The 15,887-nt window shown below is 72.1% G+C and carries 16 protein-coding genes; 11 read left to right on the top strand and 5 right to left on the bottom strand.

Annotated features, from left to right (window positions below; translation table 11 throughout):
* Positions 1-123: 123 nt before the first annotated feature.
* The 5 genes from P0L94_09825 (at position 124) to P0L94_09805 (ending at position 4,072) form a co-directional block, all read left to right on the top strand.
* Entirely contained in the window at positions 124-1,155 is a 1,032-nt protein-coding gene (locus P0L94_09825; GenBank protein ID WES62759.1) for a glycerophosphodiester phosphodiesterase family protein, read from the top strand.
* A gap of 4 nt (positions 1,156-1,159) precedes the next feature.
* Entirely contained in the window at positions 1,160-2,047 is an 888-nt protein-coding gene (locus tag P0L94_09820; protein ID WES62758.1) for a hypothetical protein, read from the top strand.
* Positions 2,048-2,122: 75 nt separating this feature from the next.
* Positions 2,123-2,650, top strand: a complete 528-nt coding sequence (locus tag P0L94_09815) for a MarR family transcriptional regulator (GenBank protein ID WES62757.1) — start codon at positions 2,123-2,125, stop codon at positions 2,648-2,650.
* Positions 2,643-3,140 carry a glutathione peroxidase gene (locus P0L94_09810; GenBank protein ID WES62756.1) on the top strand — a complete coding sequence of 166 codons (498 nt, stop codon included), beginning with the start codon at positions 2,643-2,645 and terminating at the stop codon, positions 3,138-3,140. Before P0L94_09815 ends, P0L94_09810 begins: the two co-directional genes overlap by 8 nt.
* Before the next feature lie 53 nt (positions 3,141-3,193).
* On the top strand, positions 3,194-4,072 hold the full coding sequence (locus P0L94_09805) for a CHAD domain-containing protein (GenBank protein ID WES62755.1): 879 nt from the start codon (positions 3,194-3,196) through the stop codon (positions 4,070-4,072).
* 34 nt (positions 4,073-4,106) lie between these two features.
* Here P0L94_09805 and P0L94_09800 read toward each other — a convergent pair whose 3' ends face one another.
* Positions 4,107-5,354, bottom strand: a complete 1,248-nt coding sequence (locus tag P0L94_09800) for an alpha/beta fold hydrolase (protein WES62754.1) — start codon at positions 5,352-5,354, stop codon at positions 4,107-4,109.
* 128 nt (positions 5,355-5,482) lie between these two features.
* Positions 5,483-5,878: a YccF domain-containing protein gene (locus P0L94_09795; GenBank protein ID WES62753.1), complete on the bottom strand. Its 396-nt coding sequence runs from the start codon at positions 5,876-5,878 to the stop codon at positions 5,483-5,485.
* A gap of 187 nt (positions 5,879-6,065) precedes the next feature.
* Here P0L94_09795 and P0L94_09790 point away from each other — a divergent pair, with 187 nt between their 5' ends.
* The 6 genes from P0L94_09790 (at position 6,066) to P0L94_09765 (ending at position 13,172) form a co-directional block, all read left to right on the top strand.
* Positions 6,066-8,516, top strand: a complete 2,451-nt coding sequence (locus P0L94_09790) for a 3'-5' exonuclease (GenBank protein ID WES62752.1) — start codon at positions 6,066-6,068, stop codon at positions 8,514-8,516.
* A 374-nt stretch (positions 8,517-8,890) separates the two neighbouring features.
* Positions 8,891-9,649, top strand: a complete 759-nt coding sequence (locus tag P0L94_09785; GenBank protein WES62751.1) for a TetR/AcrR family transcriptional regulator — start codon at positions 8,891-8,893, stop codon at positions 9,647-9,649.
* Between the two features lie 42 nt (positions 9,650-9,691).
* Positions 9,692-10,741, top strand: a complete 1,050-nt coding sequence (locus P0L94_09780) for a hypothetical protein (GenBank protein ID WES62750.1) — start codon at positions 9,692-9,694, stop codon at positions 10,739-10,741.
* Positions 10,742-10,809: 68 nt separating this feature from the next.
* The gene (locus P0L94_09775) at positions 10,810-11,697 is read left to right on the top strand and encodes a hypothetical protein (protein WES62749.1); all 888 of its coding nucleotides are present in this window, start codon (positions 10,810-10,812) and stop codon (positions 11,695-11,697) included.
* Positions 11,687-12,712 (top strand): non-homologous end-joining DNA ligase, encoded by a 1,026-nt coding sequence (gene ligD, locus P0L94_09770; protein ID WES62748.1) that lies wholly within the window; start codon positions 11,687-11,689, stop codon positions 12,710-12,712. Before P0L94_09775 ends, ligD begins: the two co-directional genes overlap by 11 nt.
* On the top strand, positions 12,705-13,172 hold the full coding sequence (locus P0L94_09765; GenBank protein WES62747.1) for a nitroreductase family deazaflavin-dependent oxidoreductase: 468 nt from the start codon (positions 12,705-12,707) through the stop codon (positions 13,170-13,172). The genes ligD and P0L94_09765 overlap by 8 nt, the downstream gene beginning before the upstream one ends.
* A 21-nt stretch (positions 13,173-13,193) precedes the next feature.
* Here the strand turns inward: P0L94_09765 and P0L94_09760 are convergent, their stop codons facing one another.
* The 3 genes from P0L94_09760 to P0L94_09750 all read right to left on the bottom strand — a co-directional run bounded on the left by P0L94_09760 (position 13,194) and on the right by P0L94_09750 (position 15,800).
* The gene (locus P0L94_09760) at positions 13,194-13,403 is read right to left on the bottom strand and encodes a hypothetical protein (protein WES62746.1); all 210 of its coding nucleotides are present in this window, start codon (positions 13,401-13,403) and stop codon (positions 13,194-13,196) included.
* A 76-nt stretch (positions 13,404-13,479) separates the two neighbouring features.
* A complete protein-coding gene (locus P0L94_09755) occupies positions 13,480-14,757 on the bottom strand; it encodes a threonine/serine exporter family protein (protein WES62745.1) in 1,278 nt (425 codons plus the stop codon).
* A complete protein-coding gene (locus P0L94_09750; GenBank protein WES62744.1) occupies positions 14,754-15,800 on the bottom strand; it encodes an ATP-dependent DNA ligase in 1,047 nt (348 codons plus the stop codon). Before P0L94_09750 ends, P0L94_09755 begins: the two co-directional genes overlap by 4 nt.
* Between the last annotated feature and the right edge of the window lie 87 nt (positions 15,801-15,887).

The following is a 15,887-nucleotide window of genomic DNA, read 5'->3' as shown; positions in this document are numbered from 1 at the left end:
CACTGTGCTGTTGATCCACGATATCCGACGCGCGCCCCGGGAACGCCGCCGGGGGCTGTGAGGGACCTATGAGCGGATGCCGCGGGCCCCCGGGCCGCGGGAGTGCGCGGGTAGCCTGGGCGGGTGCCAGGCCGGACCCCGCTCGTGATCGGTCACCGCGGGGCGCCCGGCTACCGGCCCGAGCACGCGGCGTCGTCGTACGAGCTCGCCTTCGCCTCGCGCGTCGATGCGGTGGAGCCCGATGTCGTGGTCTCGCGCGACGGGGTGCTCGTGGTCCGGCACGAGAACGAGATCTCGGGGACCACCGATGTCGCGGATCGGATCGAGTTCGCGGACCGCCGGACGACCAAGACCGTCGACGGCGCGTCGATCACCGGCTGGTTCACCGAGGACTTCACGTGGGACGAGCTGTCGACGCTGCGCTGCCGCGAGAGGCTGCCGCGCATCCGGCCCGACAGCGCAGCGCTCGACGACCGGGAGCCCGTCCTGCGCCTGCGCGACGTGCTCGCGATGGTCGACGCGTCCTCGGCCGCGCAAGGCCGCGAGATCGGTCTCGTCCTCGAGATCAAGCATCCGACGTACTTCGCCTCGGTCGGCTTCGACATCGCCGGGATCGTCGCCGACGAGCTGCGCGCCGCCGGCTGGGCGGCACGCCCGGGGCAGCTGACGATCGAGTCGTTCGAGTCCACGGTGCTCGGCCGTGTGCGCGATCAGGGCGTCGCGGCGACATGGATCTATCTGCTGGAGGCATCGGGGCGCCCGGCCGATCTCGTCGCGGCCCGCGGCCTCCACGCCCCGACCTATCGCGCGACGGCGCGCCCCGCCGGCCTGGACGACCTCGTCGGCCGCGTCGACGGCATCAGCGTCGCCAAGCGCATGATCCTCGCACCCGACACGCTGGGGCGCCTCACCGGGCCGTCGCCCGTGGTCGCCGACGCGCACGAGCGCGGGCTCGTCGTCTTCACGTGGACGTGCCGCCCCGAGAACCGGTTCCTCGTGCGCGGAGCGCGCGGACCGGGCGGCGCCGCGGCCTTCGGCCACTACGAGGCGGAGTGGGCGGTCATCCGCGACAGCGGCGTCGACGGCGTCTTCGTCGACCACCCCGACCTGGGGGTGGCGTTCTTCCGGGACGGTTCGGCGCGCGCACTAGGCTGAGCCCATGGCGATGCCAGAGCGCAGAGAACCGGGGCGCCGGGGGATCGTCGCCATCGTCGTCGCCGCGGGGCTGCTCGCCGTCGGCCTCGTGCTCGGCATCGCCTTCGACGGACTCATGCGCTTCCGGTCCGATGTCGGCGGACCGCAGGATCTTCTCGCGTGGCTCTCGCGCGGCATCCTGGTGCTCGCGCTCGCCTGGATCGTCATCGGCATGCTGTCGGCGCGCACGAGCCTCGTGCGCCGGCCGGGGGCGGCGGCCGCGCGGGCGACGTGGATCGCCTCGACGAGACCGTGGCGGGCGCGCGAGTCGTCGCTCGGGGTGCTGCCGTTCGACCGGTTCCTGATGCTCAGCGTGCCGGTCGCCCTGCTGGTGGCCACGCGCCTGCTGCAGGCGTCGTTCACCGCGTGGGCCGAGCTCGGCGCGGTCATCGCCGGATGGCTCGTGTTCGCGCTCGTCGTGCGGCTGCTCGTGGGCCGGGCGTCCCCGTGGCCCGTCATCGTCGCTCTGGGCGGCGGCATCGTGCTCCACAGCACGCTCGTCCTCATCGCGCTCTCGATCGCCGGTCCCGCGGCGATGTGGGCGGCGCTGGGCGAGTCCACGGCGCTGCGCGTGGCGGCATCCGCCCTCTCGATCGCCGCGTTCGGATGGATCTTCGTCGTCGGCGCGTGGTCGCTCATCGAGCAGTTCGGTCCGCGGCGGGCGTGGGGCACCATGGCCGCCGGTGCCGGCTCGGGACTGGCCGTGACCGCCGCGCTGGTCGCGGGCGCCGGCTTCGGCCCGGCGTCGCCGTTCGCGATCCCGCAGCCGACGCCGTGGGTGGCGGCGACGATCGGCGGGCTGCTGTTCGCGGTGGGAGCGGCGGTCGCGCTCGTCCGCCCGCGGGGCGAATAGGGGCTCGCCGGCTCCGAGCCCCATCTCTTCGCGACATACCTTGTATCCCAATGATTGGCATGCGAATATAGCCGTATGACCTCGTCGCTGAGCCCGACCCTGGAGTCGTCGGTCTGCTTCGCGCTCTATTCGTCGCTGCAGACCACGCTCGGGCTGTATCGCGACCTGCTCGCCCCGTGGGGGCTGACGTACCAGCAGCTGCTGGTGCTCGCCGTCGTATGGGAGCGGGGCGAGGTGGCGCCCAGCGCGCTCGCCGACGAGCTGTGTCTCGACCCGAGCAGCGTCTCGGGTCTGCTCGGCCGCATGGAGCGCGCCGATCTGATCCGGCGCGAGCACGACGCCGTCGACCGGCGCGCGGTCCGCGTCCTGCCGACCGAGCGCAGCCTCGACATCCGCGCCCAGCTCGGCCACCTCGAGCGCTGCGTCACCGAGGCGATGCAGATCACGCGCGGCGACGCCGAGACGCTCGTCGCGTCGCTGCACTCGCTGCGGACCACGGTGCGGGCCTACGACGCGCGCGCCGCGACCGCCGACGCGCTCGCGTCGCGGCCGGCGCCGTCCGAACCATCCGAACATCCACGAGACAGGAGTGCATATGAGTGAGCTCACCGACATCGCCGTCACCACCATCCGGGGCGAGGAGACCACGTTCGGCGAGATCGCCGACGGTCGACTCGCGCTCGTCGTCAACGTCGCGTCGCGGTGCGGCCTGACCCCGCAGTACGAGCAGCTCGAGCAGCTGCAGAGGACCTACGGCGAGCGGGGCTTCACCGTGATCGGGTTCCCCAGCAACCAGTTCCTGCAGGAGCTGTCGACCGAAGACGCGGTGTCGGAGTACTGCTCGACGACGTGGGGTGTGACGTTCCCCATGACCGAGAAGGTCAAGCTGAACGGGCGTCACGCGCACCCGCTCTACAAGGAGCTGACCGGAACCCCCGACGTCGCCGGCAAGTCGGGCCGGATCACGTGGAACTTCGAGAAGTTCCTCGTCAGCCCGACCGGCGAGGTCAGGCGCTTCGCGCCGCAGACCAAGCCCGACGCCCCCGAGGTCATCGAGGCGATCGAGGCCTGGCTGCCCGTCGACGCCGGCTGATCGGCGGGCCGTTGTGCCCTGGAGCGCGCGGTCCCGCGCCGTAGGCTGAGGGCATGGGTCAAGGGTCGGGCCCGATCGCGGGCGAAGTGCTGACGGCCATGGTGCGCCAGGCGGCCGACGCCGTCGCCGACACCGAGGCCGCGGCGATCGCCGATGAGCCCGACGGCGTCCACCAGCATCGTGTGCGGGTGCGCCGGCTGCGCAGCATCCTCGCGGGACTGCGTCCTCAGCTGGACGAGGTCGCCGCCCAGCGCCTGCGCGTCGAGTACGGCGCGTGGGGCGGCCAGCTCGGGCTCGTGCGCGACATCGAAGTACTCGCGGACGTCGCCGACGGCGCGCTCGACGCGCTCGGCAGCGACGACCCCGACGCGCGGCGGCGCCTCGTCGACGATCGCCGCGACGAGTACCGCCGCGACCACGCACGATTGGTCGAGCTCGCCGCCACGCCGCGCGCGGCGGAGCGGTCGCGGCTGCTCGCCGAGTTCGCGCAGCGTCCGCCCCTCGTCGATCCCGAGGCCCCGGCGCGCGACGTGCTGGCCGCCACGCTGCGCCACGAGGCCCGGCGGGTGCGCCGCGCCGCGCAGGGCGTCGACGGCTCGATCGGGTCGTACCACCTGGTGCGCAAGGCCGGCCGGCGGATGCGCTACGTCGCCGAGGCGGTGCGGGATGCCGCACCCGGTCTGTTCGGCGACGAGGTCGATGCGCTCGCCGAGGCCGGAGACGACATCCACGGCTCGCTGGGCGACCACCGTGACGCGCTCGTGTTCGCCCGCACCCTCGAGCAGGCGCGCGCGCTGGCAGGCCGCGCCGGCGAGTCGGTGCTCGTGTACGACGCGCTGCTCGCCGATGCGCACGAGCGCGCCGGCGGCAAGCTGGAGTCGCTCGAGCCCGCGCTCGCCGCCGTCCGCCACGCCGCCAAGCGGCTGCCGTAGCGGCATCCGGATGCGGATGCCGCGGCGACGACGATCAGCGCACGCGGCGGCCGTGGGCGAGGTCGATGAGGTGCGGCAGGACGCTGCCGGCGCGCAGGCCGTTGTGCTCGTGCTCGCTGGTGACCCACGGGGTGACCCCCGGCAGCAGCTGCGCGGTCTCGAGCGAGAACTCCAGCGGCACGTACACGTCGTTCACGTACACGGCGGCGGCGCCGCGCGCCCCCGAGGCGGCGATGGCCTCGGCGTCGTAGAGCACCGGCCACTCGTGCTCGGCGAGGGCCAGGGCCACGTCGGTCCACGGCCGCAGCCCCGGCACCGTGTCGAGCCACTCGCGGCGCACGTGCTCGCCGGTCAGCAGCGTGAGGTCGTCGCGGAAGTCGTCGGGCTCGACGCGCTCGGCCGACCACTGCGTCGCGTGCCCGTCGGCGTAGCTGGACTCGTGGAGCACGTAGTACAGGGGATTGCGGACGTCGTAGCCCATCGCGGCGGCGAAGTCGTGACGGAACGCGTTGCTGCGCGGGTCGCGCTCGAGCAGAGACCACAGGGTCTGCCAGCCGTCGTTGCTGCCGAGCAGGAAGCCGAGCGAGCGCACGCGCGAGACGGATGCGACCTCGCCGGTGGGCAGGACGAGCTCGCCGTCGACCGCGACGTCGATGACCCGGCGCATGGCGTCCCGGTGGCCGGGGAACCGGCGGTAGTAGCGCTCGGACGCCGCCCGCATCTTGTCGTACGTGAGGGCGTAGACGTCGTCCGGATGCCGGCCCACGGCGCTCAGGCCTCCCGTGATGAAGACGTGCTCGAGCGAGGCGGCATCCGTCGTCAGGTAGGCGAGCGTCGTGAAGCCGCCGAACGACTGGCCCAGCACGCTCCAGGTCGAAGCCCCCAGGTGCTCGCGGACCGCCTCGCAGTCGCGCACGATCGCGTCGGCGCGCAGGTGGGTGAGGTGCTCGGCGAGCGCGTCGGCGCCGCGCTCCAGGTCGGCGTCGCCCACGGGCGTCGACAGACCCGTGCCGCGCTGGTCGAGCATGACCACGCGGTAATGCTCGAGCGCCGCGTCGAGCCACGAGGGCCCGGCGGGGGAGTGGAACGGGCGGGGCGCCTCGTGCCCGGGCCCGCCCTGCAGGAACACCAGGAACGGCAGGTTCTCGCCGCCGTCGCGGCTGACCACGGCGGCGTGGATGTCGATCGTGCGCCCGTCGGCGGGGTCGCCCCACACGAGGGGAACGGTGAGGGTGTGGTCGTGGATCGTGAGGTCCTGCATGCGGCGGGTCGTGACGGACATGCTCCGAGCGTACGACCGCGCCCACGCTGCGACCACGGGTGCGGCGCCCCCGCACGCGCGCTGCGACCACGGGGTGCGGCGCCCCCGCACGGAGTGCCGGCGGCGGGTACCGGGCGAAGCCGGCCGGGTCAGGCCATGACGGCGCGCGGGTCGGAGGTCGAGACGATCTCCTTGCCGAGGGGCATGAGCGAGATCGGCACCATCTTGAAGCTGGCGATGCCGAGCGGGATGCCGATGATCGTGACGCACAGCGCGATGCCCGTGATGATGTGGCCGAGCGCCAGCCACCAGCCGGCGAAGATCACCCAGATGACGTTGCCGAGGAACGAGCCCACTCCCGCGCCGGGCTTGTCCACGATCGTCTGGCCGAACGGCCACAGCGCGTAGACGCCGTTGCGGAAGGACGCGATCGCCCACGGGATCGTGATGATCGGGATCAGCAGCAGCACACCGGCAGCGAGGTAGGCGAGGAACATCCAGAAGCCCGCCAGCACGAGCCAGATGATGTTGAGGAGGATGCGCACGGGACGATTCTCCCAGCCCGATTCCGGGAGGGTGCTGGGCAGGCGCGGCGACGTGCGTCGGAGATTCGCGCGAACGTCGGAGAGTCCGGCGCGAAAGCATCCGACGTTCGCCGGGAAATCCGACGTTCGGATGCCGGGCGTCGCGCTCAGCGCGGGTGTCGGCGTCGCGACCTAGACTTGACGGGCCATGACCGACGCTTCTTCGCCCCTCATCGTCGGCGGCGACCGCGGACCCCAGCGAGGTGCCGTGCGACCCGACGAAGACCTGCTCGCCGGCCTCAACCCTCCGCAGCGCGAGGCCGTGACCTATCGCGGCCAGGCGCTGCTCATCGTCGCGGGCGCGGGCTCCGGCAAGACGAGCGTGCTCACGCGCCGCGTCGCGTCGCTGCTGCGCACCAAGGACGCGTGGCCCAGCCAGATCCTCGCGATCACGTTCACGAACAAGGCGGCCGGCGAGATGCGCGAGCGCGTCGCGCAGCTGATCGGCGACCACGCGCAGGGCATGTGGATCTCGACGTTCCACTCGGCGTGCGTGCGGATCCTCCGTCGCGAGGCCGAGCAGTTCGGGTTCACCAAGTCGTTCACCATCTACGACTCGGGCGACTCGCGCGCGCTGATCAAGCGGCTCGTCAAGGAGCACGAGGCGGATGCCTTCGGCCTCACGCCCGCCGCGACGCAGAGCCGCATCTCGAAGCTCAAGAACGAGCTGCTGGACGCCGAGTCGTACGCGCGCGACGCGAACATGAACGATCCTGCCGAGCGCGTCTTCACGGCCGTCTTCGCCGACTATCAGCGCGAGCTGCAGCGGGCCAACGCGTTCGACTTCGACGACCTCATCGCGCAGACGGTGTACCTGTTCCGGGCCTTCCCGAAGGTCGCCGACGTGTACCGGCGCCGCTTCCGCCACATCCTCGTCGACGAGTACCAGGACACCAACCACGCCCAGTACGCGCTGATCCGCGAGCTGACCAAGCCCGTCGGGGCGGATGCCGAGCCGATCTCGGGCGGCGGCGGCATGATGATCTTCGAGCCCGAGCCGAGCGCCGAGGATGCCGCGTCGCTGACCGTCGTCGGCGATTCGGACCAGTCGATCTACGCCTTCCGCGGCGCCGACATCCGCAACATCACCGAGTTCGAGCGGGACTTCCCCGGCGCCAAGGTCGTGCTCCTCGAGCAGAACTACCGATCGACGCAGAACATCCTGTCGGCGGCGAACGCCGTGATCGGGAACAACTTCGACCGCAAGGACAAGAAGCTGTGGACCGACGTCGGCGCGGGCGAGAAGATCGTCGGCTTCACCGGCTACTCGCAGCACGACGAAGCGCAGTTCGTCGCGGACGAGGTGGAGACCCTCCGCAAGGCCGGCGTCGACTACAGCCAGATGGCGGTCTTCTACCGCACGAACTCGCAGTCCCGTGCGCTGGAGGAGATCTTCATCCGCTCGGCCGTGCCCTACAAGATCATGGGCGGCACGAAGTTCTACGAGCGCGCCGAGATCAAAGACGCCCTCGCCTACCTGATCGCGGTGTCGAATCCGGCCGACGAGATGGCGATGCGCCGCATCATCAACCGTCCGCGCCGCGGCATCGGCGACGTGACGATCGAGACCATCTCGCGCTATGCGCAGGACGAGCAGATCACCTTCCGCGACGCCCTGGCCAGCTCCTCGGCGCTGGGCGTCGGCCCGAAGATCCAGAAGGCCATCGCGCACCTGGACGCCGTGCTGGCCGAGGCGACCGAGATCATGCTCCCGGCCTCGGGTGAGCTCGCGCCGCCGACCGCCGTCGCCGAGGGCCTGCAGCTCCTGCTGAACAAGAGCGGCTACAGCGACGCGCTGCGCGCGAGCAAGGATCCGCAGGACGAGGCGCGCCTCGAGAACCTCGACGAGCTCGTCGCGGTGACGCGGGAGTTCGCCCGCAACAACCCCGAGGGCACGCTCGTGGACTTCCTGGCCGAGGTCGCGCTGGTGTCGGATGCCGACGACCTGGACGACGCGACGGGCACGGTCTCGCTCATGACGATGCACACCGCCAAGGGCCTGGAGTACGACGCGGTCTTCGTCACCGGCGTCGAGGAGGACCTCATCCCGCACCGCATCTCGGCGGGCGAGCCGGGCGGGCCGCAGGAGGAGCGGCGCCTCTTCTACGTCGGCCTCACGCGCGCCCGCAAGAGGCTGTATCTGTCGCTCGCCATGACCCGCGCGCAGTTCGGCGAGGTGTCGGTGGCGATGCCGAGCCGGTTCCTGCAGGAGATCCCCGCCGAGCTGGTGGACTGGCGCCAGTCGCCCGGCGACGTCAACTCCCGCGGGGGCACGCAGTCGCGGGCGCTCAACGCCCGCCGCGGCGGCGGGAGCGGGGGCGGCTTCGGCGGCAAGCGCTACGGCGACGACCTGGTGCCGCTCGCGCGCCGGGAGCCGAGCGCGAACATGAACAAGTTCGCCAACCGCATCCCGGCGAAGGTGCGCGACAACGGCGACATGGAGCTGGCGCCCGGCGACCGCATCCGTCACGAGGACTTCGGCGAGGGGCGCATCGACGCCGTCACCGGCGAAGGCGCCAAGCGCGTCGCGCACGTGCGCTTCGAGAAGGCCGGCGCGAAGAAGCTGCTGATCAAGATCGCGCCGATCGAGAAGCTCTGACGCCGCCCAGCGCACCTTTCCGCGTGCCCGCCCCGCGGGCGGACGACGCGGCGGCGATGGCGGGTTCCCGTCATGGCGCGATTCGGTCACCGTCGGCCTGCGCTGTACGATGGGGGCGCGGCATGAGACATCAAGTCTCATGTTCGGCGATCGGGGGATCCGCATCGGGGGATGCGATGCCGAGGCGCGGTCGGGGGGCCTGTGCCCGCATCGCACGATGCCGGGGGATCGATGAGGCGTCGGCGGGCTCGGGATGGCTCGCCGGCGCCTTGCTCGACGACTCACTGTGCAACCATGCAGACGTGCACCTGCGGATCGTGCCATAGTTGTCCCCGCGACGGAGCAACCCCCCTCTCCTCCGTCGTGAGGACGCCATGGACGACAAATCGTTCGGGACGCGCAGCAAGCGCCAGCCTGCCGACGAAACACGTCGGAAGATGCTCGACGCCGCCGTGCGCCTCGTCACCGAACAGGGTCTCGAGCTCGATTTCGCCAACCTCAACCTCGAGGAGTTCATCCGCATCGCGGGTGTGCCGCGCAGCACGGTCTTCCGCATCTGGCCGGATCGCCGTGCCTTCGTGGCGGACCTGATCAGTGCCCTGTTCGCCGCCACCCCCGAGATGGGGCAGGGGTTCGACGAGGAGACGTTCCGCGTGGTCGAGGACGTGATCCGCGACAACGCCGACGAGCTCGCCACCCCGGAGGGGCGCGCGCGTCTGATCGCCGAGGCCGCTCGCATCGGAGGGGCGCGCAACCTCACGGCCGTGGCGCACTCGCGGCCGTGGGCGATCCAGCGCAGCATCATGTCGGCGGCGATGAGCGGGTCGGACACGGTCGCCGACGACGCGGTTCGCGAGGCCCTGCTGGCCCTCGAAGAGCGCTTCCGCTCGCGCATGGAGGAGATGTTCGCCACGTGGGCCGAGCAGTTCCAGCGCCGGATGCTGCCGGGGATCACGCCGCGCGACATCGCGATCTGCAGCGCCGCCATCGTCGAGGGCATCGTCGAGCGCCGGCTGTTCGACGACCCGGTGCCTCCGCGCACGCTCGCGGTGGGCGGGGGCGAGCCGCGCGAATGGGAGATCGGAGCACTCGCGCTGTTCGGCATCTTCATGACGTTCACCGAAGAGGCCTGAGCCCGTTCCGCACGCGTCACCGCATCGGGTTAGGCTCGAACGATGGCGATCTTCTCCCGCGGAAAGCGCACGCGCGACGACGACACGACGCCCGAGGCCCCCGAGCCCGCCGCGCCGTCGTCCGAGACCGAAGCGGCCCCGGCAGGCGAAGAACCGCCCGCCGACGAGGCCGTGCCCCAGGTGGGGATCTCGGTCTCGACGTTCGGCAAGGCACCCACGGCCCCCGCCGCGGCGAGCCCGTCGGCGCCGAAACCCGGGACGAGCACGCAGCCGCGCTCGCAGACCGCCGAGACGGCGCCGGAGGCGACCGAGACGATCCCCGGCCTCCGCGACAACACCGTCCTGCGGGCGGCGCTGGCCGCGCTCCCCGAGAAGCCCGATTCGATCGATCTGCTCAACGTCGCCCGTCAGCTGCTGCAGGGACACGTCTTCCTGCGGGTGCGGGGCGACGCCCGCGCGCTCATCGCCGAGGGCAAGGATCTGCCGCTGGCGACGGCGACGCTGCGCGACAAGCGGTACGCCCTCGCTTACAGCAGCGGCGCCGCCCTCCAGGCGAGCGTCCGCCAGGACGGCGACGCTCAGACCTCGGCGATGGGTCAGCCGGTGCTCGCCGTGATCCGGCACGTGCTCGCGGGCAGCTACGAGGGGCTGATCCTCGATCACGCATCGGCACCGGCGCGTGCCGTGCTGCCGCGGCCGCTGCTGGAGAAGATGGTCGAGGCGCACGACGAGCAGCTCACGATCAAGCAGCTGCTGGCGGCCGACCGCACGGCCGAGACGGCGGCGCTCGTCGCCGATGCGCTCACGCGCGTCAAGCTGTGGGTCGCGGTCAACCGCACGGGCGAGGACGGGCCGGTCGGCGTGGCGGAGTCGCGCACGAGCTCGGGCGAGCGCTTCCTCGAGGTGTACTCGCACCCGCTCGAAGTCGTCGCCGGCGGCCGCGGCGACCAGGCGGCGCCCATCACGGCCCCGCAGCTGGCGAAGGCCCTGCGCGGAGACGACGCGCTCACCGGCGTCATCGTCGACCCGCGTGGCCCCTGGATCCGCCTGCGACGCGACGATCTGGCCCAGCTGCTCGCCAGCGGCGACTGACGTGCGCCGCACTGTGGCATCCTGAACCCGAGGCGACGAGCAGGGAGACAGGTCGAGGGGGCGCCGCGGTGATCGAGCACACGCAGGCTCTGCTGGACGAGATCCTGCGCGCGGACGACCCCGTCGCGCGCAATCGCATGATCACGCTGTGCTACCGCGACCTCGCGACGGGACTCGCCGGGATCGTGGGGGCGCAGGACCTGAACTGGTTCGTCTTCGGTGTGTGGGCGTCGGGCACGGCGGGGGCCGCGATCCGCGGCGAGGGGCTTCCGCTCGACCTCGGGACGTCCGAGAACGTCGCGGCGGGGAATCTCGCCATCATCCGGGATGTCGCGCCGCCGTTCGTGCGATGGCTGCGCGAGGTGGAGCGCGCCGGTGCGCCCACGCGGGAGGCGTGCGAGCGCGCGCTCGCCGATCCGCTGTTCGCCCGCGTCCCCAAGCTCGCCGCCGCGATCCGCTGCTATCAGGCCGCCGCCGAGCTGCGCGCCGGTGCGCCGGACGGCGGTGATGCCGACAAGCAGGCCGCGGAGCTCGTCCTGCTGGGCAATCTGCTGCTGGGCGAGCACGAGCAGGCCGTCGTCGACCGCTTCATCGATGCCGCGATGCCGCTGGGATGCCTGTTCGGCCTGGTCACGACGCGCTTCGTGCGCATCGACACCCCCGACGGGCCGCTGGACGTGTGCCGCGATGTCGCGCCCCCCGTCTATCTCGCCGGGGCGCTCTTCCCGGACGTCCTCAGCGATCTGGCCAACCCCGAGCTGTGCGCGGCGTGCGAGCGGTACGGCCAATCCATCGGGCCGGACGCCGCCGCATCCAACGCCCTCGCGTGGGAGGACTACGACGACCGCATGGGATACATCCTCACCTTCTTCCGCGCCTACCAGCGCGACGCCCGGTTCTTCGAGGTCCCGCGACGGTACCTCCCCGCCGATGCGGAGTCCGCGCATGGCCTCTGAGCGCATCACCCTCACCGTCCCGGGCCCGCACGGCGACCGCGAGGTCGGCCTGTCCAGTCCCAACCGCGTCCTGTGGCCCGAGCTCGGCATCACCAAGCACGAGCTCGCCGAGTACCTCGTCGCGGTGTCAGGGCCCTTCCTCTCCGCCAACGGCGACCGGCCGGTGTCGCTCGAGCGGTTCCCCGACGGCGTGGACGGTGAGCGCTTCTTCTCGAAGAACCCGCCCAAGGGGGCGCCGGCGTACGTCGAGACCGTCACGGTGCGCTACAACAGCGGGCGGCGGCATCCGCAGATCGTGCTCACCGAGCCCGCGTCGATCGTGTGGGCGGCGCAGATGAACACCGTCGTCTTCCACCCGTGGTCCTCGCGCACCGAGAACACCGACAACCCGGTCGAGCTGCGGATCGACCTGGACCCGCAGCCCGGGACCGATTTCGCGGATGCCGCAGCCGTCGCCCCGGCGCTGCGCGACGTGCTCGCCGAGGCGGGACTGACGGCGTTCCTCAAGACCAGCGGCAGTCGCGGCATCCACGTGTTCTGCCCCATCGAGCCCACCCACGAGTTCCTCGACGTCCGCCATGCCGTCATCGCCGCCGGTCGTGAGCTGGAGCGGCGCATGCCCGGCCGCGTGACCACGAACTGGTGGAAGGAGGAGCGGGGCGAGCGCGTCTTCGTCGACTTCAACCAGGCCAATCGCGACCGCACGATGGCGGGTGCGTACAGCCCGCGGGCGCTGCCGGGCGCGACCGTGGCGACGCCGATCACGTGGGACGAGCTGGCGGATGCCGATCCGGCGGCCTTCACGGTGCGCACCGTTCCGCAGCGCCTCGCGGACGTCGGCGACCCGTGGGAGGGGATGTCCGAAGCCCCCGGACGCGTCGACACGCTGCTGGAGTGGTGGCGGCGCGACGTCGAGGCGGGTCTGGGCGAGCTGCCGTTCCCGCCGGAGTTCCCCAAGATGCCCGGGGAGCCGCCCCGCGTGCAGCCGAGCCGGGCGAGGAGGGCAGATGACTGAGCACGCCCGCTGGGCCGACCGCGCCATGGCGAAGGCCCTGAAGACCCCGTGGCTGATGCGCCTGCCGATCCCGATGTTCCAGGCGGGGCTGGGGTGGATGCTGGGCGACCGGTTCGTCATGATCGAGCATCTGGGGCGCACGTCGGGGGAGCCGCGCTACGCCGTCGTCGAGGTGATGGGGCGCGAGCCGAACGTGATCCGCGTCGCGTCGGGCCTCGGCACGAAGGCGCAGTGGTACCGCAATCTCAAGGCCAACGGGGTCGCCTTCCTCAGCACGGGGAAGGCCCGCCGCGTGCCGGCGCACGTGCGCCTCCTGTCCGAGGAGGAGTCCCAGCAGGCGCTCGACGACTACGCGCAGCAGTACCCCGATGCGTGGAAGCACCTCAAGAGCGCGATGGACTACGCCGCGGGCGGCGAGGCGGTCATCCCCGTCATCGAGTTCACTCCGCCGCAGGGCTGAGGAGCAGCGCGGCGGAGCCGGTCAGTGCGCCGCGACGGCCGCTCGGTGCGCGCGGATCGGATGCACCAGCCGGAACGACCATGTGGGCCGTGCGATCGGCGACGCGTCCCGTGCGCCGCGGCGCGCGACCGGGGCCGCTTCGCGTGCGACGCGCTGCAGATGCGCGACCTCGGCATTGGGGTGCGGCCGTGCCGGCGTGAACAGCGACTGCGCGAAGATGGCGTGATACATGGCGGCCTCCAACGAGGGATCGGACTCTCCCATCACGAGGACCGCGGCCGCTGGGTGATACGTCGCCGTTGCGCCGTCAGCGCGCGCGGTTCCACTCGCGCTCGGTGAGCACGCGAGCCACCGTCAGTCCTGCGGCGAGCGCGACGACGACGAACACGGCCTCGAACGCCTGCTGCACGGCCGCCAGGGTGTCGCCCTCGATGGTGGCCGCGATCGCCTGATATGTCGCGGCACCCGGCACCATGATCAGCACGGCCGGGACGGTGAGCGTGACGCGGGCTGCGCGCAGGGGGTCCGAGACGAACGACGCGATGATGCCGACCGTGAACGCCGCCGCGAGGGCCGCGACGCCCGCCTCGACGTGCGCGTCGGTGAGAAGCAGTCGACCGGCGTTGGCGACGGTCCCGATCGCGGCGGCGGTGGCGGCCACCGCGAACGGCGTCGAGAACAGCAGGGCGAAGCCGAGGACGCCGACGAATCCGGCGACGAGCCGCGCGGCGGTGAGGATCGGCTCGTCGATGAGCGGGGCCGCAGTCGCCGTGGCGCTGGCGCGCACGATCGCCGCGACGGCCCATACCGCCGTACCCGTCGCCAGCAGCACGAGGGCCGCGTAGACCACGCGGTTGATCCCCGCTGCGAGGTCCAGCCGGGCGAGGTCGAGCGCGCCCGTGACGAGCGGAAACCCGGGGACGAGGAACAGCACCGCCGCCGTCAGCACCGTGTCGTGGCCGCTCGAGGGTGCACCCAGCAGGTCGAGCAGGGCCGTGCCGCCGAGGAACGACACCAGCGACGCGACCGCCGCGAGGAAGACCACGAGGAACTCGTTCAGGCCGCTGCGCATGAGCATCATGCGGATCAGCTGGCCGATCGCCGCGGCGACCCCGACGGCCACGGCATCGGCCCATCCGCCGTTGAGGAGCACGGCGAAGGCCGCGCACGCGGCGCCCGCGGCGAGGGCCCGCACCAGCAGGGGATACCGCGGCCCCGCGGCTGCGATCTCGTCGAGCCGCTGCTGCAGCTGCTCGACGGTCGTCTCGGTGGTCACGTCGTGCGAAAGCCGCTTGAGCGCGGTGATCTTCATGGCGTCCACGGCCGGCCGGACCTCGGCGACGCGTGTTCGGTACAGCCCCGCGCGCTGCGCCGTCACCACGATCTCGGTCATGCCCACGCGGATGTCGAGGCGGTCGATGCCGAGGGCCACCGCGACGCGCGACATGACCGCGCGCACCCGTGCGGAGGAGGCGCCGGCTCCGAGCATCATGGCGCCCAGGCGCAGCACGGCGTCGACGCGGGCGATGAAGCGGACCGGCTCGAGGTGCAGCTCGGAGGTGCCGTCGTGCTCGTGATCGCTCATGAGTCCAGGACGTTCCCGAGGTCGTAGGCCGACACCGTCTCGAGCTGGTCGTACGTGCACGAGCGCGCGTCGCGATCGGGGCGCCAGCGCTCGAACTGGACGGTGTGGCGGAACCGCCACCCCTCGAGCTGGTCGTAGCGCACCTCGAGGACCTTCTCTGGGCGCAGTCGCACGAACGAGACGTCCTTCGACCCGGTGAACCGCGAGCGCTCGGTCTCGCCGGTCGCCGCTTCGCCGTCGGCGTCGAGCTCCACGAGCGGTGCGAGCTCGTCGATCAGCTCGAGCCGGCGCTTGTCGCTGAACGCCGCGACGGCGCCGACGTTGACCAGCTCCCCGGCCGGCGTGTACAGCCCGACCAGCAGCGATCCGAGGCCGCGACCGGACTTGTGGATGCGATAGCCCAGCGCGACGACGTCGGCGGTGCGCGCGTGCTTGATCTTGAACTGCGACCGCTTGTTCGGCTCGTAGGGCTTGGCGAGCGGCTTGGCGACCACGCCGTCGAGGCCCGCGCCCTCGAACTCGTCCAGCCAGCGCCGGGCGACGTCGGGGTCCTGGGTCGTGCGCGTGACGTGGACCGGATGCGGCACGCCGCCGAGCAGGTCGACCAGCTCGGCCCGCCGCACCGCGAACGGCTCGTCGCGCAGGTCGCGCTCGCCGCGGGCGAGGAGGTCGAAGGCGATGAGCATCGCCGGCGTCGATTCGGCGAGCATGTTCACGCGCGACGCCGCCGGGTGGATGCGCTGGGTGAGCGCCTCCCAGTCCAGGCGCTGAGCCCCCGGCTCGCCGGTGGGCACCACGATCTCGCCGTCGATCAGGCACGGCTCGGGGAGCAGACGCGCGAACGCCTCGACGAGTTCGGGGAAGTAGCGGGTCAGCGGCTTCGCGCCGCGGCTGCCGATGTCGACGCGCTCGCCGTCCCACGACACCAGTGCGCGGAAGCCGTCCCACTTCGGCTCGAAGCTGATCCCGCCGGGATGCTTGGCGGCATCGGGCACCGCGGGCACGGCCTTGGCGAGCATCGGCGCGGGGATCTCGTACGGCATGGGTCCATCCTGCCCCCGGCGCTGCCGACGCGGGAGGTGCCGCGCGCCGGAACGCGTGCCGACGCGCTGCGGGCGGGGCGGGACATC

Origin of the sequence: Microbacter sp. GSS18 (assembly GCA_029319145.1) — a bacterium.
GTDB lineage: Bacteria > Actinomycetota > Actinomycetes > Actinomycetales > Microbacteriaceae > Microbacterium.
The sequence above is the reverse complement of the archived record's forward strand: the minus strand, read 5'-3'. Positions and strand labels throughout refer to the sequence as shown.